This window comes from Catenibacterium sp. GCM10023432 (assembly GCF_042651925.1).
GTDB lineage: Bacteria > Bacillota_I > Bacilli_A > Erysipelotrichales > Coprobacillaceae > Catenibacterium > Catenibacterium mitsuoka.
The window spans coordinates 97,658-122,234 of the sequence record NZ_JBHSEB010000001.1; the positions used below are offsets into that span (position 1 = coordinate 97,658).

A 24,577-nucleotide genomic window follows, 5' to 3' on the forward strand; every position below is an offset into this window, starting at 1 on the left:
GTATGTAATAGTAGGAGGTTATTTTATGGATGAACTATTTGAAACTATTTTTTTCAAAGCACTTAAAGCAGATTCTACAGACATCCATTTCAAATTGACGGACTATTTGAGTATTCAATTTAGAGTGTTTGGAGAGTTACAACATTATCAGGATTATGAAAGTTCAGTAGGTGCTAAGATCATGAATTATCTGAAATATAAGTCTTTCATTAATGTGAATTATAAGATGGTTCCTCAGACAGGTGCTTTTCACTACTACATCAATGAACATATTTATTTCCTTCGTGTTTCTTATTTACCTGGAATGGATTTTGAAAGTATAGTCATAAGAATATTAAATAATCATGAGAATATCACTATTAATGAGATATCAGAGATTGATGACTTTACTTTCTTTCTTAATGAAATCTGTTATCAAAAGGCAGGACTCTTTTTGGTAGCAGGTGCTACAGGTTCAGGTAAATCAACCACTTTATATGCCATACTTGATAAGATTATTGAAATGGGAGGAAGAAATGTTGTTACATTAGAGGATCCAATAGAGATAGTCAAGGAACATTGTCTGCAGATAGAAATGAATGAAAGTTTAGGTATTGATTATTATAATTCATTGAAACAGATTTTAAGACATGATCCAGATGTAATCATGATAGGTGAAATTAGAGACGAAAAGACTGCAAAACTTGCGATTACATGTGCTTTAACAGGGCATCTGGTATTATCTACCATTCATGCTAGTAACTCATTGCTGGTAATAAAGAGAATGTTGAATTTAGGGATTAATGAAACGGATTTAGAGGACGTATTGATTGGTGTAGTTACACAACGTATTAAATATGATAGAAGGAATAGAAGAGTCATCATACTTCCTGAAATAATGAATAAGACGCAGATCAAACAATATTTTGTAGATCATACAGTTAGTTATCCATCATTCAAAGACAATGCCTTAATGCTTATTAAAGAAAAGCACTGTGACCAGTATTTGTTTAAGGATGAGTTGAATGGACAATGATCTTTTATTTCTTGAAAACTTATATAATCTTCTCGAACAAGGTTATGGGATAGAAGAAACATTACTTATTTGTAAAGATATTAATGATCATCCAAGCATTGATACAATATTGCAGAAAATATATGATGGAGAGAATTTAACTGATGCATTACTAGATCCTCATCTTCCACCTTTATTTATTGAGTTTTTTACTTTCTTTTCTATGCGTTCCACCATTTCAAATGCGATTAAGAATAGCTTAAAAATATATAATGAAATATATTCAATGAAAAAGAAATTAGTTGCCCAGATGACATATCCTCTTATTTTGATTGTATTTTTACTCTTTTTCTCTTTGTTTGCAACTTTTATTCTCTTTCCTAAAGTTACTACTTTGTTCAGTTCATTTGGGATGAATCCATCTTTAAGCTTCACTATCTTATTCTTTATTATTCGCCTAATTCCTATTTTGATTATTGGTTTATTATCTGCATTAATTACATCCTGTGTTTATTTTCTTATCTCTTTAAAGAAAAAGAAGTTCTGGATAATTGAACGTTATCTGAAAGTACCTCTCTTAAAGAAGTATATTCAGAAATATTTCACATTTAAGTTCTGTCTCTATTTCAACGAGTTGCTAGAAGATCATATTGATTCTAATACTATTATTACAATGTTGAATGAGAGTATGAGTCAAAGTGATATTAAGATTGTACTTTATGAAATCTATATTCGTTTAAAAGAAGGTGAGCAGCTAGAAAATATTATAGATGGTTTTCCTTATTTTGATCATCTCTTTGTCTCTATGTATAAGATGTTTCTAAAGAATCCTGATGAAATAGGATCAATGAGAGGGTATTTAGATATTTCTCAGGAACAGATTACATATGCTGTTAATAAGTTTACAAAGTTTTTTGTACCAATTGTTTATGGGTTTGTCGCATTTTTCGTCATCACAATATATATTGCAGTTATTATCCCGATGATGAATGTTATTGGAGATATTTAGGAGGTTCTATGAAAAATAATAAAGCAGGCTTTACTCTTATAGAGATGATATTTTGTATTTCTGTTATTCTAGTCATCTTATTACTCGTTATTCCTAATGTGACACGTAAGAACGATGTTGTGAAAGGAAAGGGATGTGAAGCACAGGTAGAAGTTGTTAATTCACAAATTATCTTGTATCAGATTGAACATGATGAACTGCCTACCAGCATTTCGCAATTAACATCTGGTTCAAATCCTTATCTCACTAAAAAACAAGCAACATGTCCTAATGGAAAATCAATTTATATATCAAATGGACAGGCATATGTATAGAAAGGGATTTACAGTGATTGAAATGTTGTTTGTTTTATCTATTACTATCTTTTTGTCCTCGTTATGTATGACACCTCATACACGTACGATTAAAGAAGAGGAAGAAATAGCACTTATTAAAGCTATGTTTGATGAAGCAAGGGCAATGGCTATAGTGGAAAAAGATACAGTAAAGGTGTCTGTATCTAATCATAGAGTAGACTTGGTTGGTAAGGAAAATAAGACATTGAATTTAGAGCAAGGGTATACTTTTCTTACGAATCATACATTTACTTTTAATGATCATGGTCATATTAAGATTGCAAAAACTCTTGTATTAAAAACACCACATCATATTAAGAAATTTATTTTTCAGTTAGGAAGTGGAGCTTATCATGTTGCTTAACCAAAAGGGAAATACACTTATTGAATCACTGTTTGCCTTATCTATTTATTTGATGATTGTTGTTTATTTTGTTGGATCTTGGGCTGTTTTAAATAAAGCACAGCTGCAATTTAAACATAATCAGGATTATTGTAATCAACAAGAACTTAAGATTGCAGAAGAAGGAGATGATATCCAATCAAAACTCAAAAGGGCTTTACGTTAATTGAAATACTGTTTTCTTTATCTATTTGTCTGCTGATTGTGATGAATGTCCCTTCTCTTGTGCGCTTGTTAAGAGTGCCTGTAGTCAATAACAATCAGGATATTGCAGTAGGTGCGAAACAACTTGCAGATTATCTTCTTGTATCTAAAATCAAGACATATAGTGAAGATATTGGCTATTATGATGATAAAGGTGAAGAAAATACAATCATTTTTGAAAAAAGAAGACTGGTGAAAACACCTGGCTATGAAATCCTTATTACCGATATAGATGATGTACTATTCTTTGAGAAGGATGACTATATGTATATGACAGTTACAAGAAAAAACCAGAAATATACATATATGATTTGTGATTTGTATAGAAAGCAGGAAACTTATGTCGAAGAATAGAGGAAGTGTATTACAGGTAGTATTAGTCATTTTTCTCATATTATTTACTAGTCTCTTTAGCTATTGCGCGCTGATGACAAGACAATATGAATTAACACGTTATCAAAAAATGATGAATCAGCAGAGGCGTATAGAAATATTGTTAAGGCGTTATTGGCGTTCTACTATTGACCAGGATATTTTATTAGGGGATACTTTTGAAATGGAAGATAGTGTAATTAGCTATAATGTAGATGATGATGGAACTGACTATATTATTGATTGTGAGATCACAACGAAGTCATATCATTATACAATGCAGGCAAAAATAAATATGGATAGTTTAGATATGCATGCGTGTACATATGGGCATTAATGCAAGGATACTTTACTTTATAGAGGAATTTTGCTATAATGATGTCCGATTAGAAAGGATGAAGTAAAGTTATGATTAATGCAACTGATTTAAGACCAGGAGTAACATTTGAATATGATGGCAATCTATATGTTTGTTTAGATTATAGCCACAACAAGACAGCACGTGCTGCAGCTAACATTCGTGTTAAAATGAAGAACATGAGAACAGGAACTACTACCGAAATGACATTTGGTAGTAACGCAAAGGTAAAGAAGGCTCAGGTAGAAAAGAACAAGATGCAGTATTTATATGACAATGGTGGTATGTTAGTATTTATGGATAATGAAACATATGACCAGGTTGAAATTCCTGCAGATCGTTTGGAATGGGAAATCAATTTCATGAAACCTTCTGATAATGTAGAAGTAACAAGCTATGAAGGTGAAATCCTTGGTGTTGCTTTACCAGTCAATGTACCATTTAAGGTTATTGAAACTGAAGCAGCAGTTAAAGGTGATACTGCAACAGGTGCAACTAAGTTTGCTACTATTGAAACAGGTTATCAGATTAAAGTGCCTCTATTTATTGAAGAAGGCGAAGTTGTTGTTGTTAATACAGTTGAAGGAAAATATTCAGGAAGAGCTTAATCTCTTCCTTTTTTAACACGCCGTGAGCAAGAAGTCCCCTATCTTATAGGAGGCGGGATGAATTGCGGTAAACACGGCGTTTGTTTTGCCTTTATTATCTGGTAACAGTATAATATATATGTAATCAGATATAAATCAAAAAAAGGGCATAAATACTATGAAATTAGATAATAATAATCATTCAGTGTTCTTGCTGAATTATCAGCTTATAATGTGCACTAAACATCGTAATAAGGTGATAGATGATGTGATCTCAAATCGTCTCAGGGAGATGTTTGAGAATCTATCTGTCAAATATAATATCTCATTGGATGAATGGAATCACGATGCCGACCATGTTCATATTCTTTTTCGAGGACAGCCTAATTCAGAGATAAGCAAGTTCATCAACGCTTATAAATCTGCAAGCAGCAGGCTCATCAAGAAGGAGTTTCCAGAGATACGCAAATCCCTCTGGAAGGAGATGTTCTGGTCACCCAGCTTCTGTCTATTGACTACAGGTGGTATAGCGGTAGAAATCATCCAGCAGTACATACAATCCCAGGGAGGTAAGGATAGCAAACAAAGCAATAAGGTACAGACTGTATCCAAACGCTGATCAGAAAATTATGTTTGCGAAGACCTTCAGCTGCTGCCGTAAGGTTACCTGCCAGGCAGCGGTGGTTGAAGCAGGAAGCTTAGACTTCTAAGCAAAGTGAAAGTCGGGGAAGTTCACATGGTGTTATTATATCAACACTTGTAATTGTCCCTGTTTTCTTATAGAATATAAGGTAAAGAAAGAAGAGGTAATTTTATGGCACGTAATGAATATTATACATATAAGGGAAGCCCAATTAATGGTGATATTATGATGAGTGTTCAGGTTTTTGATATTATTACTAAGCAGGTTGCTGCTGAAGATAAGGATATTAAGCTTGATACTTCAAAAGGTTTTTCTGTTACAGGTACAAAGAATCTTGTAAACTGCACTATTAAAGATAATGAAGTTTATATCACAGTTCATGTTCGTATTAAATATGGTACAAATATTACAGCTAAGACAAAAGAATTACAGAAGAAGATTGCTTCTGGAATTAAAGAAATGGCTGCTGTAACAGTTAAGAGTGTTGATGTTGTAGTAGAAGCTATTGATTTCTAAAAGCAAGTCTGACTTGCTTTTATTTTTTTGAACAGGCAAAGAGATGCAAAATCTTTTATAAAAAGAGTCGATATGTTAAAATAAGTGAGTATTATGGAGGTCCTTTAATAATGGAAAAAACAATTAGACAAATCGCTAGAGAAAAAGCAGTAATTGCAGTATACCAATGGTTAACAGTTGATGCATCTAAAGAAGAACTTAAAGAATATGTTCATGCTGATGAAGCATTAATTGAAGGTAGATCAGCAGAACAGTTCTGTTACTGGTTGATTGATACAGTTATGGAAAACAAAGGTTCTTATGAAGCTTTATTAAATACTAAATTAAAAAAAGGATGGTCTTTTGAACGTTTAAATAAGATGGAACAGGCTATTCTTCTTGTGGCAACATGTGAGTTACTAGAATCAGAATTAGATAAGAGCATTGTTATTAATGAAGCTGTTATCAATGCAAAACAGTATTGTGATGAAGATTCTTATAAATTCATTAATGGTGTTTTAACTGCAATTGAATAATGGAAAGACAATACGTAAGCGTACATGCTTTAAATCGCTATATTAAAGCAAAACTAGATAATGACATGCAGCTTCAGAATGTATATATTCGTGGCGAGATATCTAATTATCGTCCACATCCTTCAGGTCATATGTACTTTACTCTAAAGGATGATCAAACGGAATCATCAATTAGTGCAATTATGTTTGCATCGCAGGCACGTTATTTAAAGTTTAGATTAAAAGATGGAATGAAGGTATTTATTACAGCGCAGGTTTCTGTATTTGAAAGAGCAGGAAGATATCAGCTTTATGTCAGAAGTATGCAGGAAGATGGCTTAGGAAATCTCTATCTTCGTTTTAATGAGTTAAAGCAGGCCTTGGAAAGAGAAGGCCTCTTTAATGCTATACATAAGAAAGAAATTCCATCTATGCCTGAACGTCTGGCTATTCTTTCAGCCAAACAAGGAGCAGCTTTGCAGGATGTGTTACGCACACTTCATCAGCGTTATCCTTTAGTGGCAAGAGATATTTATCCAGTTCCTGTTCAAGGAAGAGATGCTTATCAGGTGATTGTTGATACATTAAAAAAAGTGGATGAGATGGGCTACTCTACAATTCTTCTTGTAAGAGGTGGCGGTTCTATTGAAGATTTATGGAACTTTAATGAAGAGGCTTTGGCACGTTGTATTTATGATTTGAAGACACCTATTATTACTGGTGTAGGACATGAAACAGATTATACGCTGGTAGATTATGTCAGTGATTTACGTGCACCTACTCCTACAGCTGCGGCAGTGGCTGCAGTTCCTTCACAAAAAGATCTGTTGAATCATCTCGAGAATAAAATAGTTAGATTATCAAATGTGATGAGAAAAACTATTTATCTGGAAAGACAGAAATTAGAAAAGTATCAGCAATCTTATGTTTTTACTGATCCTTCTAGAATATTCGAAACGAAATTCATGAAATTAGATAATATTCAATTAAAACTAAACAACTTTAAAATTAGAATTAAACAGCAATCTCGTTACGAAATGCACAAAAAACTAATTCAACTCAATACGTTGATGAAACAGAAACAATTGATTGAGAGAAAAAGTATTAGTAATAACCAAGAGTTACTGGAATCTCAGTTTATAAATTATTTAAAAAATAAAAAGACTTCTTTTATTTATTCAGTTGAAAAACTTGATTTACTTAGTCCTCTAAAAACAATGCAGAGAGGTTATATTATCTCTAAAAAAGATGATCATGTCATTAAAAGTGTAAAAGAATTATCACATAATGATACAGTCACACTTGTTTATGTGGATGGTGAAAAAGAAGCAATAGTGAAGTAGGTGATATTGATGGCAGAAAAGACATATGAAGAAGCAATGACACGTCTTGATGAGATTATTGATTTATTAGAAAACAATGAAGCATCTTTAGATGAAAGCCTTGACCTTTACAAGGAAGGTGTGTCACTTGCTGCTTTTTGTGATCAGAAGTTAAAAGATATTGATCAGGAAGTAACTAAAATATTTGAGGAAAATCAATTAAAAGATTATCTAGGTGATGATGATGAATAAAATTATTGAAGAAGTAAATGAGAGATTAAAAGAAATCTTATCTTCATATCGTCCAGGATTAGTAAAGGAAGCCATGATATATTCTGTGATGGCAGGTGGTAAAAGATTAAGACCTCTTTTATTTATTCAGACATTACGTGCATATAGTGTCGATTATCATGAATATCTTGATATTGCATGTGCTATTGAAATGATTCATACATATTCTTTAATTCATGATGATCTTCCTGGAATGGACAACGATGATTTAAGACGTGGGAAACCAACATGTCACAAACAATTTGATGAAGCAACTGCGATTTTAGCAGGTGATGCCTTATTAAATGAATCAATGAATGTGATCATTAGAATGAATCTTGATGATGCACTTAAAGTGGAAGTATTACGTACTTTATATAATGCTTCTGGACTAGGTGGTATGATTTACGGTCAGCAGCAGGATATGTATTTTGAAACACATACAGTAACACTTGATGAATTACAGGCTATCCATCACGATAAGACAGGTGCACTTATTTCAGTTCCTATGAAGATTGCAGGATTAATTGCGAAAAAAGAAGATGCTGATAAGTTAGAAAACATCGGCTTTAAGCTAGGTCTTGCATTTCAGATTCAGGATGATATTTTAGATGTGACAAGTACAACTGAAACATTAGGTAAGAAAGTGGGCAGTGATATTGAAAATCATAAGTCTACATATGTATCATTGATTGGTTTAGAAACATCTCAAAAACGTGTAGAAGAATTATTTGAAGAATGTTTGGCTGATGTTTATGATTTACAACTTAATCATGGATTGATGATTGAATTATTCCAGATTATTATGAAAAGAGTGAATTAAATGGAAATTAAGAAGATTGAGAATCCTCGATTCTTGAAACAATTGAATATTGACGAACTAAATCAGTTATCACAGGATATAAGGGATTTTCTAATCGAAAATATTTCTAAAACAGGAGGCCACTTTTCCAGTAATTTAGGTATAGTAGAACTTACTGTTGCCCTTCATTATGTATTTGATTCGCCAAAGGATAAATTCCTTTTTGATGTGGGACATCAGGCTTATGTTCATAAAATCTTGACTGGTCGTGCATCTATGTTTAATAAACTAAAGAAATATGGTGGAATGTGTGGCTTCCAGAATCGTCATGAAAGTATTCATGATCCTTGGGAAGCAGGACATTCTTCTACTACTATATCTGGTGCGACAGGTTTAGCTATTGCGCGTGATCTTAAAAAAGAAAACTTTGAAGTAATTAGTATTATTGGAGATGCTGCATTAATGAGTGGTGAATCTCTAGAAGCCTTGAATTTTCTTGGTGGAATTGATACTAAGGTCATTGTTATATTGAATGATAACAATATGTCTATTTCTCGCAATGTAGGGGGGTTGTCAAACTTCTTATCAGATGTAAGAATGTCATATAAGTATAATCAGGCAAAAAGTAATTATACTGAAATACTTTCACAATCTGCTTTTGGGCAGAAAATATTTGATGTGACAAAGCGAGTAAAAGATAAAGTAAAAAGAAAAATCTTACAGGATACACCATTTTCTCAGTTTGATTTAGATTATATAGGTCCTGTTGATGGGCATAATATAGAAGAGTTGATACGTGCTTTGGAAACAGTAAAGAACTTAGATCATAGTGTTGTCCTTCATGTTCTAACAAAGAAAGGAAAAGGCTATGAGCCTGCAGAAAAGGATCGCTCAGGTATTTATCACAGTGTTGGAGCTTTTGATATAGTTAAAGGTATTCATCCTGTCTTAGATCAAGAAAAACATTCATGGAGTCAATCGGTGAGTGATCATGTAGAATACTTGATGAATAAGCATGATGATATATGTGTAATTACTCCAGCTATGATTACAGGCAGCTGTTTACAGAGAATCTTTAAAAATTATCCAGATCGTTCGTTCGATGTTGGTATTGCAGAAGAACATGCGATGACTCTTGCAGCAGGTCTTTCTCAGGGAAAAGAATTCCCATTCTTAAGTGTTTATTCTTCTTTTTTTCAGCGTGCATATGATCAGCTTAATCATGATATTGCTAGAATGAATCTTCCATGCCTTATTGGTATTGATCGCGCAGGCTTAGTAGGTGGAGATGGTGCAACACATCATGGTGTTTTTGATATTGGTCTTATTGCACCTATTCCAGGTGTTATTATTATGGCACCTAAAGATGAAGAAGAAGCACAAAAAATGATTAATACTGCATATCAAAATAAAGACCATCCATATGTGATGCGTTATTCAAAAAACAAAGTTATCGATACACATCAACATACTGATGAGACTATAAAAGTAGGTCAATGGGAACTTATTAAAGAAATGGAAGATGCGGCTATAAATGTTGTTACTTATGGTGATAATGTACTAGCTGTTTTAAAGATGACTGAGACTGATCATCTTCCTATTAATATTATTAATGCAAGATTCATCAAACCAATAGATAAAGATATGTTGGAAAGAATGAGTGATAAACCAATTATTGTTTATGAAACTGATCTTATGAATGGTTCTTTAGGCAGTATTATGAGTTTATATTATGAAAAAAATCATATTAATGTTGATATGTCATTTATTGGTATTGATGATCATTATGTCACTTTTGGAGATAACGAGTCCTTATATAAAAAGGAACATATTTCGTTGAATGATTTGAAAAATAAAATTGAGGAAATAGAACATGAAAAAAGAAAGAATTGATATTTTATGTGTCCAGAAGGGCTTATTTGAGTCTAGAAATCAGGCACAAAGAGCTATTATGGCAGGCATTGTAAGAGATGAAAATGATTATATTGATAAACCAGGAACAAAGATTCCGGTTGATACAAAACTTTTTGTTAAGGGTGAAAAGTTAAGATATGTATCTCGTGGTGGTTTAAAGCTTGAAAAAGCCATTGATCTTTATCATTTAGATCTTACAGATGTCATTATGATTGATATTGGATCTTCTACGGGCGGTTTTACAGATTGTGCTTTACAGCATGGTGCTCAAAAGGTTTATGCAGTTGATGTAGGAACGAATCAGTTAGTATGGAAACTTCGTAATGATGAACGTGTAGAAGTAATGGAGCAGTATAATTTCCGTTATGCACAGTTAGAAGATTTCAAATATGGTATGCCTACATTTGCCTCTATTGATGTTTCTTTTATTTCTTTAAGACATATGTTCAATGCATTAAAAAACGTGATTGCACCAGATGGTGTGATTGTTTCTTTAATCAAGCCTCAGTTTGAAGCAGGAAAAGATGATGTTGGAAAACATGGTATTGTAAAGGATCCCAAGGTCCATAAAAGAGTCATTAAAGAAGTTATCGGCTATGCAAATGATAATGGTTTTTCTTTAAAAGGTTTGACATTCTCTCCAATAACTGGAGGGGAAGGTAATATTGAATTCCTTGGCTATTTTGTGAACGATCATCAAGAAAATAGCGATTATTGTATTGATGATGTTGTCACAGAAGCACATAAACACTTTAATGAAAGCAGGTGATTTTAAATGTTGAAAAGTCTTTTTATCTCTTCTTTTGTCATTATTGATCAAACACAAGTAGACTTTGAAGAAGGCATGACAGCCTTGACTGGGGAAACAGGTGCAGGTAAATCTATTATTATCAATGCACTTGAACAGCTATGTGGCGCAAGAGCATCTTCTTCACTTGTAAGGAAAGGTGCTAAGAAAGCAGTTATTGAAGGTGTGTTTGATATGAATGATCATATTGGTCTCATCTTGGATAAACTCAATATAGAAAGTGATGATGATTTAATTGTTACAAAAGAAATAATGGATAATGGACGTTCAACAATTAAAATCAATTATCGTACTGTTACCAACAGTGCTTTAAAGCAGATTGCGCCCTGCTTATTAGATATTCATTCTCAATACCAGACGCAGGAAATTTTTAATGTAAAAAATCATTTAAAGATATTGCAGTCATTTATGAATCATCAGGATGGTGCACTTTTGGCTGAATATCAAAAGCATTACTTTGAATATAAGAAAATATCACAGAAAATCAAGAAACTTGAACAGGAAGATTTAAGTGATGAAAGAATAGAATATTATCAGAAGCAATATGATGAACTAAAAGATTTTGAGTACACAGATGAAATCATTGATAGTCTTGAAGATGAACTCAGGATGATGAAGAATTATGAATCTATGCATGGCTATATGACTGCTTTTAATGAAGCTATGTCAGAGCGTCAGGGTGCATTAAGTCGAATTAATGATGCATTAAGTGCTCTTGGTCATATGAGTGATAATGAAACATTTTCTTCATTGTATGATGAATTCTATAATGAGTATTATAGTATGCAGGATATTGTAGATCGTATTGAAACAGCATATGATTCAATTGATTTTGATGAATATCGCTTTAATGAATTACAGGAAGAATTATTCACAATTCATCGTCTACAAAGAAAATATGGCTATTCATGTGATGATATCTATCAGGCTCAGGCAGATTTAAAAGAAAAGCTAGATGCCTCACTTAATCGTGAAGATGTTCTTGCAGATTTGAATGATCAGAAAGAGCATGCTTATCAGGACGCTTATATGATTGCGGAAAAGCTGACTGCATTAAGAAATGAACAGGGAATTATATTTGTTGATGCATTAGAAAAAGAATTACAGGATTTGTATTTACCAAATGCAAAGTTAAAGGTGGACATTCAAGAATGCAACCTTAATGATATGGGAAAAGACGATATTACATTTGTGGTTTCTATGAATAAAGGACAGGCATTTACGCCATTAAATGAAACTGCAAGTGGTGGTGAAATATCTCGTTTAATGCTTGCGATTAAGACAATTACAATGTCTAAGACAGATATCAATACTCTTGTATTTGATGAAATTGATACTGGAGTAAGCGGTAAAGTTGCGGATGCAATTGGTCAGAAAATGCATTCTATAGCCTTAAACAATCAGGTATTATGTATCACTCATTTACCACAGGTGGCTATTCATGCTGATCATCATTATGCAATCAAGAAACTAACACAGGATGAAGAGACTTATTCATCACTTGCAGTATTAAATGAAGATGAAAGAATAGAAGAAATTGCAAAGATGCTTTCAGGAGATGTGATTACTCCAGAAGCGATTGAAAATGCTAAAAGGCTATTACAAGGATGAGCATATAACTTATATGCTCTTTTTTCAGGAGGATGAGTATGCGTATTATATTTCATATTGATATGAATGCTTTTTATGCCAATTGTGAAATTTCACAGCATCCAGAATTAAGAGGAAAGCCCATTGTCATATGTCATAACTCTAAAAGAAGTGTTGTATCTACTGCTTCTTATGAAGCAAGACAATTTGGTATTAGTTCTGCTATGCCTTTATTTATGGCTAAAGAGAAATGTTCTGATTTAATTGTGGTAGAACCGCATTTTAATCTTTATCATGAACTATCCCAGAAATTTTTCGATATTGTGTATACTTACAGTAAAAAAGTCGAGATAGCGAGTATTGATGAATGTTATGTAGATATGAGTGATTATTTTATAGTGACGCATGCACAGCCTTATGTTGTCGCTAAGGAAATTCAGGATAGGATTTTATCTGCCTTATCTCTTCCTTGCTCTATTGGCATTTCTCCTAATAAGTTTCTTTCTAAAATGGCTTCTGATATGAAGAAACCTTTAGGAATTACTATTATCACCCAAAAGAATCTTAAAGAAGTTCTTTGGCCTGTTAAAGTAGGGGATATGTATGGCATTGGAAAAAAGACAGCACCTAAACTAGAAGAAGCAGGAATCAAGACAATTGGAGATATTGCCAATTATGATAATTATCAGACTATAAGACAATTTTTAGGAAAGAATACACTAATTTATTACAATCGTGCGAATGGCAGGGATCTTTCGCCTGTTATTTATGAAGATACTGATATGAAATCAATTGGGCACTCTACAACTTTTGAGAGTGATATAAGTGACGAAGACAGTTTAAAAGAAGAATTTAAAAAAGTTTGTTTAACGGTTTCTGAGCGTGCTTCAAAACATGATATGTATTCTAATTGCATTGTAATCACATTAAAATACACGCGTTTTCACAGTGTGACAAGACAAATGCTGGTACAGGATTATATTAATGATTATGAAAAGATATATAGTTATGTCATGATGCTTTTTACTAAGCATTACACTCATGAACCATTAAGACTCATCGGTGTAACATTGAATAATGTGAAAAGAAAAGATTCTATTATTCAGCAGATGAATATATTTGATACAAAGAATAATAAGACAGATCCTATAGATAGTCTTATTGAAAATATTAATAAAATGACAAGTGCACATCTAATTAAGGCCAAAGACTATCGTCCAGATAGTAAGCGTCATGATGGAAACAGTTAAGAAAAATTGTTATAATAAATGAGAGGTGTAGCACGTGCAAGAATATGATTTAAAAGATTTTAAAAGCTATTTATTATTTGAGAGAGGCTTGAGTGAGAATACTGTACAGGGTTATATAAGGGATATAAGGGCTTTTTATGAATATATTGATTATGATAAAAAAAAGTTTGATTTGTCTCATATAGACGCTTATTTCTGTGAATTAAAGGATGATGGATATAAGGTTACTTCTATAAGAAGAAAAATCGCTTCTTTAAGGCAGTACAATGAATTTTTATCTAGGACGAGAGGTATGCAGGATATCATGACGCAATATGATCTGCCAAAAACAGATAAAAAACTTCCTAAGGTATTAAGTCTAGAAGAAATCATCAAAGTTATTAAGAGTATCGATGATAGTAATCCAGCAGGCAAAAGAAATAAGGCAATGATGCTTCTTCTTATTAATACAGGTATGAGAATTAGCGAACTTGTTCATCTGGAAATTAATGATATCAATCACTCTGTTTCTAATGTTAGTGTCGTAGGAAAAGGAAACAAAGAACGATTAATTCCATTAGATGAGGAAACATGTTCTTATGTTTATAGCTATATGCAAAATGACCGTTATTTCTTTAATAAAAAGAATAATCAGTGGCTTTTTATGATGAATGATGGTCGTCGTATGACAAGAGAAAACTTTTATAACATTCTCCAAAAACTTGTAATAGAAGCAGGGGTGAGAAATCATTTTACACCACATATGTTGAGACATACATTTGCGACTACTTTGTTGGAAAACCATTGTGATTTAAGATCTATCCAGGTAATGCTTGGACATCAGGATATTTCTACAACAACAATATATACACATGTTAAACATAAGCAGATACTGGATGACTATAATAAATATCATCCAGGCAATGTAAGGAGGAAAAAAGATGAGTAAGGAATTATACAAAAGAATATTTGTGATTGTATGTGATTCAATGGGTATTGGAAATGCTGAAGATGCTGCTTTATTCGGTGATGAAGGCGCTAATACAATTGGTCATATTTGTGAAGCAAAAAACGGTCTGAATATTATTAATATGGAAGGATTAGGTTTAGGTAACTTAGGTGATTTTAAAGGTATTCATCCAATTTCTCATCCTCTAGGTACAACTGCTACGCTAAAGGAAGTATCTAACGGTAAGGATACTATGACAGGACATTGGGAAATGATGGGTCTTAAAGTCACTCAGCCTTTTAAAACATTTACAGATACTGGCTTCCCAGAAGAGTTTATCAAAATTTTTGAAGAAAAGACAGGCAGAAAATGCTTAGGAAACTATGCTGAAAGTGGTACTAAAATTTTAGATGATCTTGGAGAAAAGCAGTTAGAAACAGGAGACTGGATTGTTTATACATCAGCCGATTCTGTATTCCAGATTGCAGCCAATGAAGATATTATTCCATTGGAAGAATTATACGATGCATGTCATATTGCAAGAGAACTACTCATGGATGAAAGATGGAAAGTTGGACGTGTTATAGCAAGACCTTTTATTGGACGTAAAAAAGGTGAATTTAAACGTACACCTAATAGACATGACTATGCATTAAAGCCATTTGGAAAAACAGTACTTAATAGTTTAAAGGATGCAGGACTTGATGTTGTAGGTGTTGGTAAGATTCCTGATATCTTCGTAAATGAAGGTATTACTGAAGGCATTCATACAGTATCTAATAAAGATGGTATGGAAAAAACAATTGAACTTGCAGAAAAAGAACATCATGGACTTATCTTTGTGAATCTTGTAGACTTTGATGCAGTTTATGGACATCGTAGAAATGCGATTGGCTATGGAGATGCTATTGAAGAATTCGATGCGCAATTATCTGATTTAATGGCTGTGGTCAATGATGATGATTTAATCATGATTACAGCAGATCATGGTAATGATCCTACATGGAAAGGAACTGATCATACAAGAGAACATGTTCCACTACTTATTTACAGCAAATCACTTCATGAACCAAAAAATCTTGGATTGTTAGAAAGCTATGCTGTGATTGGTGCTACTATTGCTGATAACTTTAATGTAGAAAATCCTGGTATTGGGAAATCTCTACTAAAAGAACTTGAAAGGGATGCTTAATGGAAAACCAGAAGAAAGTAATCATTGTATCTCTTGCAGCAAGCCTGATGGCTGTCATACTTTATGTATTTGGTATGACACTAGCAAAAGGTAATATAATTATTGAAACTATATATTTAGTAATGGCATCTTTGCTAGTCATTTGTGCAGCTGTATCATTATTCAAAAATTATAAAAAATATAAGAGGGTAGTATTTATTTATCTGATAATTATAAACATATTATTAGAAGCACTATTTATAGGTAAACTGCTCATATAGAAAAGAAGCTTTATTGCTTCTTTTTTTAATAGAGGAGGGAAGTCATTAAAAAACTCCCCTTCCAATAAAAAGGGGAGCCATTTATTAAATATATAAAGGTTCTTCGTTTTTGATAGTTTCCTTATCTTTAGTCTTTGCGATATAGAACACTTCACTTGTTTCAGCTTTATAATAGATATCCAAAGTTAAAATTGAAGTCTTTTTATAACCAGCGTCTACAAGATGGTTTACAACCATATCCTCAATTTCAGTTAAAGATACATCGTGGTAGTTATATTGCACCTGAATATTCATTTTGACAGGCTTATAAGTAGTTTTAGCCTTAGTAGTTTTCTTTGGTGCTGTCTCTTTTTTTGCTACAGTTGTTTTCTTAACTGTGGCTTTCTTAGGCTCAGATGCCTTTGCTGTAGTCTTTTTAACTGTAGTTTTTTTAGGTTCAGCAGCTTTCACTGTAGTAGTCTTTTTAGCTGTAGTTTCTTTCTTTGCTTCAGCAGCAGTCTGAGTAGTTGTTTTCTCAGTTGCTGCAGTTGTAGTCTTTTTCATAATGGAGATCCTCCTTTGATACTCTAATTATTTACTCTTATTATAGCACACTCAATTTACAATTCAAATGTAACAGATATAACTAAAAAATTACATAATACATATTATGCGAAGTAATATATATAAGAAAGAAACTCCCAATAAAGGGAGTTTTGTAGTGCTATTTTTCGTCTTTATTTGCACGATCGATAGAATCATATAACTTAGTGACATAATTACCACTAAAGCAAGACATACATAAATCACAGTTGCCATCCATATCATGCTTAACAGATTTCTTTAATCCTTCCATTGAAATAAATGCTAAAGAATCAGCTTCAATGAATTGACATAGTTCTTCTACATTCATACGATGTGAGATTAATTCTTCCAAAGTAGAAATATCTACACCATAGAAACATGGGAACTTAATGGCTGGAGAAGCAATTCTTACATGCACTTCTGTAGCTCCTGCTTCTTTTAATAATTTTACAATACGCTTAGAAGTTGTACCTCTTACGATTGAGTCATCAATCATGATAACTCTCTTACCTTTAACGATTGAAGAAACCGCAGAAAGCTTCATTCTTACGCCACGTTCACGCATTTCCTGTGTTGGCTGAATAAATGTTCTACCTACATATTTATTCTTGATGAGCCCCATTTCATAAGGAATACCAGATGCTTCAGAATAACCAATGGCAGCTGAAATAGAACTATCAGGTACACCAATTACTAAATCTGCTTCAACGGGTGCTTCTTCAAATAAAGTCTTACCACAAGTCTTACGTGCTGTATGAACATTAATGCCATCTAGATTACTATCAGGTCTAGAGAAGTAAATGTATTCCATTGCACAAAGCTTATTGCAGATTGGTAATGTTTCAGTATACTTCTTAGATTTAATAATACCATCTTTAACACGGATAATTTCACCTGGTTCTACATCTCTTACAAACTCTGCTCCAGCAATATCTAAAGCACATGTTTCAGACGAGAACATATAACCTCCACTTGGAAGTCTACCCATAGATAATGGTCTTAAACCATATCTATCTCTTGCAACATATAGAGCATCCTCTACAAGAATAACAAATGCGAATGCTCCATCAATTTTTTCTAATGATTTACAGATACGATCTACAAATCGTCCTGTTTCTCTCTTAATTAAATGACCAAGAACCTCTGTATCACTTGTTGAATTAAAGATTGATCCGTTTTCTTCAAGTTCCTTCTTTAATGAGTTAGCATTTACAATATTACCATTATGGGCAATACCCATCATACCATCGAGAGTACGGAATAAGAATGGCTGAACATTCATGATTCCTCCCCCACCTGCAGTTGAATAGCGGACATGTCCAATAGCTGCATTACCAGATAATTTTTTAATCTTTTCTTTATCGAATACTTCACTGACTAAGCCTTCACCCTTATGGATGTTTAGCTTTCTTTTATTATTGCGGACAACAATACCTGCAGCCTCCTGTCCACGATGTTGTAAAGAATGTAGACCATAATATGTTAATTGAGCAGCATTGTCATCTCCCCATATAGCAACTACTCCACACTCTTCATGTAATTCATCATGATTCTTGATCATAATAGCCTCCCTGTTTAATAGATTTCATTGATATAGCGCTTCTCAAGAGGTGTATTATCCTCCTGATTACACATCATTGTGATCATATCTGTTTTTTCACCATGAATAGACGCCATGCAATCTGTTTCGATGCGAATGTCTTTATAGAAATAAACAGAAATTGTTTTGAGGATGTCATCTAAATATTCTTTATTGTATATAAATTCTGAAATATAGACAAACTTCCCCCTATCATTATAAATCATATATCCCTGTTGTCCATACTCATTTTTAAATGTTAAGATAGAATCGTTAAATGCAGCACATCTTTTTCTTAAATAGTTGTTGAAATAGTCTTCATCACGTATTAAATAATGGCTAAAATCTCTCACATAGAGATTATATGCATCATGGAGATGATTTATATCCTGTGATAGCCATATACTACTAGGAAGCGCATATTTTGCTTTGTCAAGTTTATAAAGAATATGTCTATGAGATTCTTTAAAGCCAAAAGGCACATAGATTTCAGGATGATAAGCTTGAAGATAAATACGCTTGCCTTTATAAACTTCTAACACATGATTCATTAATAATTTCATGAATCCCTGTCCTTCATAATCTCTTCTAGTAGACACACCTAGAATAAAATAGCTGTCTTCGTAATCTTTTACTTTAAAAGGAACAATCTGTAATGCAGAAATGATTTGATTCTTGAAGCGGACTACATAAGTATTTTCTATCTTGAATCGATATTTAAAGTAAAATTCAGTAGAGATTTCATCTTCATCTTCAAAGCGGTCCATCCAGATTTCTTTAATGTCTTCTATGTCTTCATCATTCGCCTGTTCAACAATGGCATCATTGATATAGATACGGCTCTTTTCGACCATCTTACAGGGATGCATACGCTCCTTAGAGATACGAAGATTTTCTATTCCCATATCTTCTTCTCTATTCACATATTTAAAATCAGCACATTCGTGTTCTAAGAATTCTTTTCTTAAAGTGACATAAAGTCCTCTGATTGTTTTATCTGCCTTTTCAATATGAATTTGTATTGTTTCATGTTTTAAAGGAGAGCCAATCATAAATGCTTTTAATTCGTCATTGATGAATATACCACCAATCTTAATGGGCAGCTGATCCTGCGTAGAGAGAAGATACATAATACCATACACTTCAGATGTTAAAGATTCACTCTGTTCATTTTCTCCCCTTTCCCATTTGAGAAGATCAGTAAAAATCATTGGCATATCCTCATCCGCATTAAGTGTACGATATTCATAATCAGGATATTGTGAGATGAAGTTATGATAGTTATTTCTCATTTTCTGCATCTTTTTACCCGATAAAGTAATTAATTTCTCTTTATCATAGACATAATCATCTAAATCTCTTGTATGCTCATAAACAAACTTTCCAGGGCATACCTTTTTTAATTTCTCTACAAAAGAAGGAACTGCACAATCAATCATAAAAGGAAATTGATGTTCTTTTGCATAGTCAATCATATATTCAATAGCTTCTTTGTAGTATTCATGAGACGCAAAAGGCATCGCAAAAAAGCGATGACCTTTATAGTTATGAAGCATGATGCAGAAGTGGTCATGAATTTCATATTCAATATGATATTCATGATTCCACATCATCATTGTAACAAAATTTGAGTTATAACCTTCGTAATCTGCTTTATCCAGAAAAGGTAATATAATATTTAAATCAGATAATTTTAAGGGTTTCATCTTATTTTCCAAGCATCATATGTATAAATTGTTTAGCTACACGCCCAGAATAGCCTCCGTTTCTTAATTCCCATTCCATAGCTAAACGATGGAGTTCGTCACGATCAATATTTAGGTGATACTGATCTGCAAGTCCATCCACTATATCAAGATAGTGCTGCTTATCTGGATGAACATAAAGAATCTGAACACCAAAACGGGCAACAAGTGATAACTTTTCCTGTTTTGCATCGTTCACATTGATTTCAGAATCATCTCTTTCACTCCAAGTTTCCTTGATCAGATGTCTACGATTACTTGTAGCGTAAATAAGTACATTATCAGGCTTTTTCTCTAATCCACCTTCAATCACTGCTTTTAGGTACTTATATTCTGTTTCATATTCTTCAAAAGAGAGATCATCCATAAAGATAATGAACTTATAGTTACGATTCTGTAATTCTCCAATGATTTCTGGAAGATGAATGAATTGATGCTTATACACTTCAACCATTCTTAAACCATCTTTATAATAACGATTTAAAATAGCTTTAATACTTGATGATTTACCAGTTCCATTATCACCATACAATAAGACATTGTTTGCTTTCTTACCTTTGATGAATGCTTCTGTATTTGCAATTAAACGATCTTTTTGACGTTCATAGCCAATGAGCTGTTCAAGTGTGTTATCTTCTATATGATTAATAGAAACGATATTTCCATCTACATATCTAAAAGCCTTATTTAAACCGTATTTACCAACACCATACTTGTGATAATGATTATAGAGGATGTTATAAAAATCTTCAACTGATGTGCTTTTTGCAAGATTAATTTGTAATTTGCTAAAGACTTCATAAATCTCTTTGTTGATAATTGGTTTAGAATGAGAGAAGTGGAAAAAGATTTCTCTGTTTAATCCTTCTAAATCATCAAATGATGAATGAAAAAGATCAAAGAAATAAGTAAGATCTCTCATAACAAGTGCCTTTAATGTGTCATTCACGTCTGCTACACGTTCTAATGAGAGTGAAAATGCATTTTCATGCATAGCAAGCAAATGTGTAAGAAGACTCTGCATGAGGTTATCATGAAGATCATATTTTTCAGCCACCTGTAGGAATTTTGCAATAAAATCATGTTCAATAACTTTGTTATCTAGCTGGTCAACATTCTTTAAAAGGAAAAGTACATCTTCATCATCAGTAAGCTGATAATATACTGTTAAATCATTTAAATACACGGATAAAACCTTCTTTCATTAGTTCTTGAAACTATGGATAGGTGCTGGAATACGTCCACCACGATTCACGAATTCATCACATGAGAATGAATTAACTGGCATGATTGGAGCATAGCCTAATAATCCACCGAATTCAACTGTATCTCCTACATCCTTACCAATTACTGGAATAAGTCTAACAGCAGTTGTTTTCTGGTTGATCATACCGATAGCCATTTCATCTGCAATAATGCCAGAGATTGTTTCAGCTTTTGTTTCACCAGGAATTGCAATCATATCTAGACCTACTGAACATACACAAGTCATTGCTTCTAGCTTTTCTAAAGTTAAAGATCCTGCATTGACTGCATCAATCATCCCCTGGTCTTCACTCACTGGAATAAAGGCACCTGAAAGGCCACCTACATAAGAAGATGCCATAACGCCACCCTTCTTAACCTGGTCATTTAAGATTGCAAGTGCAGCAGTTGTACCTGGAGCCCCTACTCTTTCAAGACCCATGCTCTGTAAGCAGTCTGCGATTGAGTCACCAATAGCTGGTGTAGGTGCTAAAGATAAGTCAATAATACCAAATGGAATACCTAATGCTTCAGAAGCTTCTAAAGCAACTAACTGACCAACACGAGTGATCTTAAATGCTGTTTTCTTGATGATTTCGCAAAGTTCACCAAAGTCTTTACCTTTCGCATTTTTAATCGCTTTATGCATAACACCAGGTCCACTAACACCAACATTAATAATAGCATCAGTTTCACTTATACCATGGAAGGCACCAGCCATAAATGGGTTATCATCTGGGGCATTACAGAAAATAACAAGCTTAGCACAACCGATAGATTCAATTTCTTTAGTTGCATATGCAGTCTTTTTCACAATCTGTCCAAGTAATGCGACAGCATCCATATTAATACCTGTCTTAGTAGAACCAACATTAACACTTGAACATACAAATTCAGTTTCCTTCATAGCTTGTGGAATAGACTCAATAAGCATACGTTCTGCCTTGGTCATACCCTTAGAAACGATAGCAGTGTAACCACCAATGAAGTTGATACCAAGTTCTTTGGCACATTTATCCAATGTCTTGGCAATTTGTACATAGTCTTCTGGCTTCTTGCAGGCTGAAGATCCGATTGTTGCAATAGGCGTAACAGAGATACGCTTATTCACAATAGGAATACCATATTTCTTTTCAATAGACTGTCCTACTGGTACAAGATTTCTTGCAGTAGACATGATTTTGTTGTAAATATTGTCACAAAGAACATCTAATGAAGAATCAATACATTCAAATAAGCTAATACCGATTGTGATTGTTCTTACATCAAGATTTTCCTCTTCAATCATTTTGTTTGTTTCAATAACTTCGAATTGATTAATCATCTCCACATCTCCTTATAATCTATGCATCATATTAAAAATTTCTTCATGCTGAATTTTAATATCAACACCAATTTCCTGACCTAAAGCAGCAAGTTCATCTGATAAGTCATTAAAAGGTTTAGTAGAAGCATCATGATTAACAATCATCATCATATTGAAATAGCCTTGTACAATAGTCTGAGATATGTCTAAAATATTCACATCATTTTCAGCAAGATAAGTACATACCTTTGCAATAATACCTACCTGGTCCTTTCCAACTACAGTAATAATCCCTTTTTTCACAGTCGAATCCTCCGTTTTCATAAATTTTTAAACATTATAGCAAAACTAAGTAAAAAGATAAATAAAAAGTGTAAAAAATATGCTTAGACTAAATAATAGCCTTTAAAAGTAATTTTAATTGTACATAATATTTGAAATAAAAAAGAGAAGGAATATCTCCTTCTCTTTTATGTGTTTATGTTATTCACCTAATAATTTAAGAGCAGTAGCAAGAACAGCCTTACCGTTCATTGTTCCGTAATCTCTCATATCGATAACGTCAACAGGGATAGCACCAGCTTTTCTTGAAGCAGCTAACTTTTCGATTGCAGCCTTCTGGAATCTAACCTGTGGGCCAAGTAAGATGCAGTCAACTTCTTCTAATACTCTAGGTGCATCAGAGAATGGTAAAGCAAAGATCTTTGCTTCTACTCCCTGTTCCTTAGCTGCAGCTTCCATTTTAGTTACTAATAAGCTAGTAGACATACCTGCAGAACATACTAATAAAATTGTTTTCATTGTCATTACTCCTTTTCTAATTTCTATATGCTAATTATACTAATTTTTAGACATGATGTAAACACTTACCCAAAAGTTTTTTTCGGCATAATAGAAAAAAGGATATTCAAAAGGCTATAAATTTAATTTATAATATTTTTGAGGTGGTTAAAATGAGAATACTAGTTGTAAGTGATTCGCATATGTATAACGATATATTGGATGATATTACAAAAAGATGGAAAAATAAAGTGGATTTATTGGTACATTGTGGGGATTCATCATTACTTCCTAATGATCCATTACTTAAGGATTATAATATAGTTGTACATGGAAATCATGATGAAGAGGTTTTTCCTCACTATGTAGTCTATGAAGATATATTTGTGACGCATGGTAATGATTATCACGTTTATAGTGGCTATGATGAACTAATAGAAGCATGTAAAGAAAATAAATGTCATATATGCTTTCATGGACATACACATGTCCCTACTATTCAGGTTCATGAAGGTATTACTTTTGTGAATCCAGGCAGTGCTATGATCAATCGTGGAAGTTATGGTTATGGGACTTATGCAATTGTTGATACTCAACCTTTTAATATTATTTTTTATGATAATCTAGATCATCATATTTGTAATCAGGAAGTACTTGATGAAGGTATGCAGTTACTAAAAGAATTTAAGAAGCTTGTAAAGAATATGAAATAAAGGGAGATAGTACACTATCTCCCTTTAAAACTATTTTTCTTCTAATCTTTTTCTCTTATATTCAATGATGAACATGACTTCTTTAAGATCTTCATCTGGTAACTCAGATAATAATCGTGCAATATTCGCAATATTATAGTAGTCATATTTCTTACCACTCATGATTTCTTCAACACTACGTCCATATAAGCGTGAAAGAACTTTTAATTCTCCAACTGTCACATCTCTTTTGCCATTTTCAATATCTGAAATTGCAGAATGAGGTACATTAAGATGTGCGGCTACCTCTTTTTGTGTAAGGTTTTTAAAAGTTCTATAAGTTTTTAGACGTTTAGCGAGATCCATATCTAATGCCATAAAGTTTACCTCCCCATTTCTATCTGTGGTTTATTAT

Annotated in this window: 31 protein-coding genes; 23 read left to right on the plus strand and 8 right to left on the minus strand. The window is 32.9% G+C overall.

From position 1 onward, the window contains the following. Nucleotides 1-25: 25 nt before the first annotated feature. The 22 genes from ACFOZZ_RS00505 (at nucleotide 26) to ACFOZZ_RS00610 (ending at nucleotide 16,251) form a co-directional block, all read left to right on the plus strand. Nucleotides 26-1,015: an ATPase, T2SS/T4P/T4SS family gene (locus tag ACFOZZ_RS00505; RefSeq protein WP_055289433.1), complete on the plus strand. Its 990-nt coding sequence runs from the start codon at nucleotides 26-28 to the stop codon at nucleotides 1,013-1,015. Next, on the plus strand, nucleotides 1,005-2,003 hold the full coding sequence (locus ACFOZZ_RS00510; protein ID WP_376814490.1) for a type II secretion system F family protein: 999 nt from the start codon (nucleotides 1,005-1,007) through the stop codon (nucleotides 2,001-2,003). Before ACFOZZ_RS00505 ends, ACFOZZ_RS00510 begins: the two co-directional genes overlap by 11 nt. 8 nt (nucleotides 2,004-2,011) lie before the next feature. Continuing rightward, the gene (comGC, locus tag ACFOZZ_RS00515; RefSeq protein WP_055234352.1) at nucleotides 2,012-2,317 is read left to right on the plus strand and encodes a competence type IV pilus major pilin ComGC; all 306 of its coding nucleotides are present in this window, start codon (nucleotides 2,012-2,014) and stop codon (nucleotides 2,315-2,317) included. Further along, nucleotides 2,310-2,702 carry a competence type IV pilus minor pilin ComGD gene (gene comGD / locus ACFOZZ_RS00520; protein ID WP_055234353.1) on the plus strand — a complete coding sequence of 131 codons (393 nt, stop codon included), beginning with the start codon at nucleotides 2,310-2,312 and terminating at the stop codon, nucleotides 2,700-2,702. The genes comGC and comGD overlap by 8 nt, the downstream gene beginning before the upstream one ends. Next, the gene (locus ACFOZZ_RS00525) at nucleotides 2,692-2,907 is read left to right on the plus strand and encodes a hypothetical protein (protein WP_147556411.1); all 216 of its coding nucleotides are present in this window, start codon (nucleotides 2,692-2,694) and stop codon (nucleotides 2,905-2,907) included. The genes comGD and ACFOZZ_RS00525 overlap by 11 nt, the downstream gene beginning before the upstream one ends. A gap of 59 nt (nucleotides 2,908-2,966) precedes the next feature. Next, entirely contained in the window at nucleotides 2,967-3,299 is a 333-nt protein-coding gene (locus ACFOZZ_RS00530) for a ComGF family competence protein (protein WP_278779160.1), read from the plus strand. Further along, entirely contained in the window at nucleotides 3,286-3,654 is a 369-nt protein-coding gene (locus tag ACFOZZ_RS00535) for a hypothetical protein (RefSeq protein ID WP_055289437.1), read from the plus strand. Before ACFOZZ_RS00530 ends, ACFOZZ_RS00535 begins: the two co-directional genes overlap by 14 nt. 71 nt (nucleotides 3,655-3,725) lie before the next feature. Beyond that, the gene (gene efp / locus ACFOZZ_RS00540; protein WP_055289439.1) at nucleotides 3,726-4,283 is read left to right on the plus strand and encodes an elongation factor P; all 558 of its coding nucleotides are present in this window, start codon (nucleotides 3,726-3,728) and stop codon (nucleotides 4,281-4,283) included. Nucleotides 4,284-4,440: 157 nt separating this feature from the next. Beyond that, the gene (tnpA, locus tag ACFOZZ_RS00545; RefSeq protein WP_279147471.1) at nucleotides 4,441-4,881 is read left to right on the plus strand and encodes an IS200/IS605 family transposase; all 441 of its coding nucleotides are present in this window, start codon (nucleotides 4,441-4,443) and stop codon (nucleotides 4,879-4,881) included. Then, a complete protein-coding gene (locus tag ACFOZZ_RS00550; RefSeq protein WP_376814506.1) occupies nucleotides 4,865-4,972 on the plus strand; it encodes a helix-turn-helix domain-containing protein in 108 nt (35 codons plus the stop codon). The genes tnpA and ACFOZZ_RS00550 overlap by 17 nt, the downstream gene beginning before the upstream one ends. A 104-nt stretch (nucleotides 4,973-5,076) precedes the next feature. Then, nucleotides 5,077-5,421, plus strand: a complete 345-nt coding sequence (locus tag ACFOZZ_RS00555) for an Asp23/Gls24 family envelope stress response protein (protein WP_006506667.1) — start codon at nucleotides 5,077-5,079, stop codon at nucleotides 5,419-5,421. A gap of 110 nt (nucleotides 5,422-5,531) precedes the next feature. Further along, on the plus strand, nucleotides 5,532-5,936 hold the full coding sequence (nusB, locus tag ACFOZZ_RS00560; protein WP_055234356.1) for a transcription antitermination factor NusB: 405 nt from the start codon (nucleotides 5,532-5,534) through the stop codon (nucleotides 5,934-5,936). After that, on the plus strand, nucleotides 5,936-7,258 hold the full coding sequence (gene xseA / locus ACFOZZ_RS00565; RefSeq protein ID WP_278860556.1) for an exodeoxyribonuclease VII large subunit: 1,323 nt from the start codon (nucleotides 5,936-5,938) through the stop codon (nucleotides 7,256-7,258). The genes nusB and xseA overlap by 1 nt, the downstream gene beginning before the upstream one ends. Nucleotides 7,259-7,267: 9 nt before the next feature. Continuing rightward, nucleotides 7,268-7,489 carry an exodeoxyribonuclease VII small subunit gene (gene xseB / locus ACFOZZ_RS00570; RefSeq protein WP_070101851.1) on the plus strand — a complete coding sequence of 74 codons (222 nt, stop codon included), beginning with the start codon at nucleotides 7,268-7,270 and terminating at the stop codon, nucleotides 7,487-7,489. After that, a complete protein-coding gene (locus ACFOZZ_RS00575; protein ID WP_376814491.1) occupies nucleotides 7,482-8,330 on the plus strand; it encodes a polyprenyl synthetase family protein in 849 nt (282 codons plus the stop codon). Before xseB ends, ACFOZZ_RS00575 begins: the two co-directional genes overlap by 8 nt. Further along, a complete protein-coding gene (gene dxs / locus ACFOZZ_RS00580) occupies nucleotides 8,331-10,202 on the plus strand; it encodes a 1-deoxy-D-xylulose-5-phosphate synthase (protein WP_376814492.1) in 1,872 nt (623 codons plus the stop codon). Next, entirely contained in the window at nucleotides 10,183-10,992 is an 810-nt protein-coding gene (locus ACFOZZ_RS00585; RefSeq protein ID WP_055234361.1) for a TlyA family RNA methyltransferase, read from the plus strand. Before dxs ends, ACFOZZ_RS00585 begins: the two co-directional genes overlap by 20 nt. A gap of 6 nt (nucleotides 10,993-10,998) precedes the next feature. Continuing rightward, complete coding sequence (gene recN / locus ACFOZZ_RS00590) at nucleotides 10,999-12,642, plus strand: DNA repair protein RecN (protein WP_278779169.1); 1,644 nt, start codon at nucleotides 10,999-11,001, stop codon at nucleotides 12,640-12,642. 38 nt (nucleotides 12,643-12,680) lie between these two features. After that, nucleotides 12,681-13,871, plus strand: coding sequence for a DNA polymerase IV (locus ACFOZZ_RS00595; RefSeq protein ID WP_376814493.1), 1,191 nt, complete (start codon nucleotides 12,681-12,683; stop codon nucleotides 13,869-13,871). Between the two features lie 34 nt (nucleotides 13,872-13,905). Continuing rightward, nucleotides 13,906-14,799: a site-specific tyrosine recombinase/integron integrase gene (gene xerA / locus ACFOZZ_RS00600; RefSeq protein WP_376814494.1), complete on the plus strand. Its 894-nt coding sequence runs from the start codon at nucleotides 13,906-13,908 to the stop codon at nucleotides 14,797-14,799. Next, complete coding sequence (locus ACFOZZ_RS00605; protein WP_279068124.1) at nucleotides 14,792-15,991, plus strand: phosphopentomutase; 1,200 nt, start codon at nucleotides 14,792-14,794, stop codon at nucleotides 15,989-15,991. Before xerA ends, ACFOZZ_RS00605 begins: the two co-directional genes overlap by 8 nt. Beyond that, nucleotides 15,991-16,251: a hypothetical protein gene (locus ACFOZZ_RS00610; RefSeq protein ID WP_055235145.1), complete on the plus strand. Its 261-nt coding sequence runs from the start codon at nucleotides 15,991-15,993 to the stop codon at nucleotides 16,249-16,251. Before ACFOZZ_RS00605 ends, ACFOZZ_RS00610 begins: the two co-directional genes overlap by 1 nt. A gap of 84 nt (nucleotides 16,252-16,335) precedes the next feature. Here ACFOZZ_RS00610 and ACFOZZ_RS00615 read toward each other — a convergent pair whose 3' ends face one another. The 7 genes from ACFOZZ_RS00615 to ACFOZZ_RS00645 all read right to left on the minus strand — a co-directional run bounded on the left by ACFOZZ_RS00615 (nucleotide 16,336) and on the right by ACFOZZ_RS00645 (nucleotide 23,491). Then, the gene (locus ACFOZZ_RS00615) at nucleotides 16,336-16,794 is read right to left on the minus strand and encodes a hypothetical protein (RefSeq protein WP_376814495.1); all 459 of its coding nucleotides are present in this window, start codon (nucleotides 16,792-16,794) and stop codon (nucleotides 16,336-16,338) included. A 160-nt stretch (nucleotides 16,795-16,954) separates the two neighbouring features. Continuing rightward, nucleotides 16,955-18,376: an amidophosphoribosyltransferase gene (gene purF / locus ACFOZZ_RS00620; RefSeq protein ID WP_244985405.1), complete on the minus strand. Its 1,422-nt coding sequence runs from the start codon at nucleotides 18,374-18,376 to the stop codon at nucleotides 16,955-16,957. Between the two features lie 14 nt (nucleotides 18,377-18,390). Next, nucleotides 18,391-20,100, minus strand: coding sequence for a GNAT family N-acetyltransferase (locus ACFOZZ_RS00625; protein WP_278779948.1), 1,710 nt, complete (start codon nucleotides 20,098-20,100; stop codon nucleotides 18,391-18,393). A gap of 1 nt (nucleotide 20,101) precedes the next feature. Beyond that, entirely contained in the window at nucleotides 20,102-21,325 is a 1,224-nt protein-coding gene (locus tag ACFOZZ_RS00630; RefSeq protein ID WP_376814496.1) for an ATP-binding protein, read from the minus strand. Nucleotides 21,326-21,343: 18 nt separating this feature from the next. Continuing rightward, a complete protein-coding gene (locus ACFOZZ_RS00635; protein WP_055289391.1) occupies nucleotides 21,344-22,708 on the minus strand; it encodes a PFL family protein in 1,365 nt (454 codons plus the stop codon). 12 nt (nucleotides 22,709-22,720) lie between these two features. Next, nucleotides 22,721-22,993, minus strand: a complete 273-nt coding sequence (locus tag ACFOZZ_RS00640) for an ACT domain-containing protein (protein WP_279147464.1) — start codon at nucleotides 22,991-22,993, stop codon at nucleotides 22,721-22,723. 180 nt (nucleotides 22,994-23,173) lie between these two features. Then, the gene (locus ACFOZZ_RS00645) at nucleotides 23,174-23,491 is read right to left on the minus strand and encodes a PTS sugar transporter subunit IIB (RefSeq protein ID WP_055234226.1); all 318 of its coding nucleotides are present in this window, start codon (nucleotides 23,489-23,491) and stop codon (nucleotides 23,174-23,176) included. A gap of 152 nt (nucleotides 23,492-23,643) precedes the next feature. On the opposite strand from ACFOZZ_RS00645, the gene ACFOZZ_RS00650 reads away from it, so the two are divergent. Then, nucleotides 23,644-24,183 carry a metallophosphoesterase family protein gene (locus ACFOZZ_RS00650; RefSeq protein WP_278779953.1) on the plus strand — a complete coding sequence of 180 codons (540 nt, stop codon included), beginning with the start codon at nucleotides 23,644-23,646 and terminating at the stop codon, nucleotides 24,181-24,183. Between the two features lie 30 nt (nucleotides 24,184-24,213). Here the strand turns inward: ACFOZZ_RS00650 and ACFOZZ_RS00655 are convergent, their stop codons facing one another. Next, the gene (locus ACFOZZ_RS00655) at nucleotides 24,214-24,540 is read right to left on the minus strand and encodes a helix-turn-helix domain-containing protein (protein ID WP_006506644.1); all 327 of its coding nucleotides are present in this window, start codon (nucleotides 24,538-24,540) and stop codon (nucleotides 24,214-24,216) included. Nucleotides 24,541-24,577: the final 37 nt, after the last annotated feature.

Excerpts from the sequence above, each read along its gene's own strand:
- ACFOZZ_RS00605 (WP_279068124.1), top strand. The coding sequence starts at position 14,792 with ATGAGTAAGGAATTATACAAAAGAATATTTGTGATTGTATGTGATTCA.
- ACFOZZ_RS00610 (WP_055235145.1), top strand. The coding sequence starts at position 15,991 with ATGGAAAACCAGAAGAAAGTAATCATTGTATCTCTTGCAGCAAGCCTG.
- ACFOZZ_RS00525 (WP_147556411.1), top strand. The coding sequence starts at position 2,692 with ATGTTGCTTAACCAAAAGGGAAATACACTTATTGAATCACTGTTTGCC.
- xseA (WP_278860556.1), top strand. The coding sequence starts at position 5,936 with ATGGAAAGACAATACGTAAGCGTACATGCTTTAAATCGCTATATTAAA.
- ACFOZZ_RS00555 (WP_006506667.1), top strand. The coding sequence starts at position 5,077 with ATGGCACGTAATGAATATTATACATATAAGGGAAGCCCAATTAATGGT.
- purF (WP_244985405.1), bottom strand. The coding sequence starts at position 18,376 with ATGATCAAGAATCATGATGAATTACATGAAGAGTGTGGAGTAGTTGCT.
- ACFOZZ_RS00505 (WP_055289433.1), top strand. The coding sequence starts at position 26 with ATGGATGAACTATTTGAAACTATTTTTTTCAAAGCACTTAAAGCAGAT.
- ACFOZZ_RS00575 (WP_376814491.1), top strand. The coding sequence starts at position 7,482 with ATGAATAAAATTATTGAAGAAGTAAATGAGAGATTAAAAGAAATCTTA.
- ACFOZZ_RS00585 (WP_055234361.1), top strand. The coding sequence starts at position 10,183 with ATGAAAAAAGAAAGAATTGATATTTTATGTGTCCAGAAGGGCTTATTT.
- ACFOZZ_RS00615 (WP_376814495.1), bottom strand. The coding sequence starts at position 16,794 with ATGAAAAAGACTACAACTGCAGCAACTGAGAAAACAACTACTCAGACT.
- xseB (WP_070101851.1), top strand. The coding sequence starts at position 7,268 with ATGGCAGAAAAGACATATGAAGAAGCAATGACACGTCTTGATGAGATT.
- tnpA (WP_279147471.1), top strand. The coding sequence starts at position 4,441 with ATGAAATTAGATAATAATAATCATTCAGTGTTCTTGCTGAATTATCAG.
- nusB (WP_055234356.1), top strand. The coding sequence starts at position 5,532 with ATGGAAAAAACAATTAGACAAATCGCTAGAGAAAAAGCAGTAATTGCA.
- ACFOZZ_RS00650 (WP_278779953.1), top strand. The coding sequence starts at position 23,644 with ATGAGAATACTAGTTGTAAGTGATTCGCATATGTATAACGATATATTG.
- comGC (WP_055234352.1), top strand. The coding sequence starts at position 2,012 with ATGAAAAATAATAAAGCAGGCTTTACTCTTATAGAGATGATATTTTGT.
- ACFOZZ_RS00635 (WP_055289391.1), bottom strand. The coding sequence starts at position 22,708 with ATGATTAATCAATTCGAAGTTATTGAAACAAACAAAATGATTGAAGAG.
- comGD (WP_055234353.1), top strand. The coding sequence starts at position 2,310 with ATGTATAGAAAGGGATTTACAGTGATTGAAATGTTGTTTGTTTTATCT.
- ACFOZZ_RS00595 (WP_376814493.1), top strand. The coding sequence starts at position 12,681 with ATGCGTATTATATTTCATATTGATATGAATGCTTTTTATGCCAATTGT.
- ACFOZZ_RS00625 (WP_278779948.1), bottom strand. The coding sequence starts at position 20,100 with ATGAAACCCTTAAAATTATCTGATTTAAATATTATATTACCTTTTCTG.
- ACFOZZ_RS00535 (WP_055289437.1), top strand. The coding sequence starts at position 3,286 with ATGTCGAAGAATAGAGGAAGTGTATTACAGGTAGTATTAGTCATTTTT.
- dxs (WP_376814492.1), top strand. The coding sequence starts at position 8,331 with ATGGAAATTAAGAAGATTGAGAATCCTCGATTCTTGAAACAATTGAAT.
- recN (WP_278779169.1), top strand. The coding sequence starts at position 10,999 with ATGTTGAAAAGTCTTTTTATCTCTTCTTTTGTCATTATTGATCAAACA.
- ACFOZZ_RS00655 (WP_006506644.1), bottom strand. The coding sequence starts at position 24,540 with ATGGCATTAGATATGGATCTCGCTAAACGTCTAAAAACTTATAGAACT.
- ACFOZZ_RS00645 (WP_055234226.1), bottom strand. The coding sequence starts at position 23,491 with ATGAAAACAATTTTATTAGTATGTTCTGCAGGTATGTCTACTAGCTTA.
- ACFOZZ_RS00510 (WP_376814490.1), top strand. The coding sequence starts at position 1,005 with ATGGACAATGATCTTTTATTTCTTGAAAACTTATATAATCTTCTCGAA.
- efp (WP_055289439.1), top strand. The coding sequence starts at position 3,726 with ATGATTAATGCAACTGATTTAAGACCAGGAGTAACATTTGAATATGAT.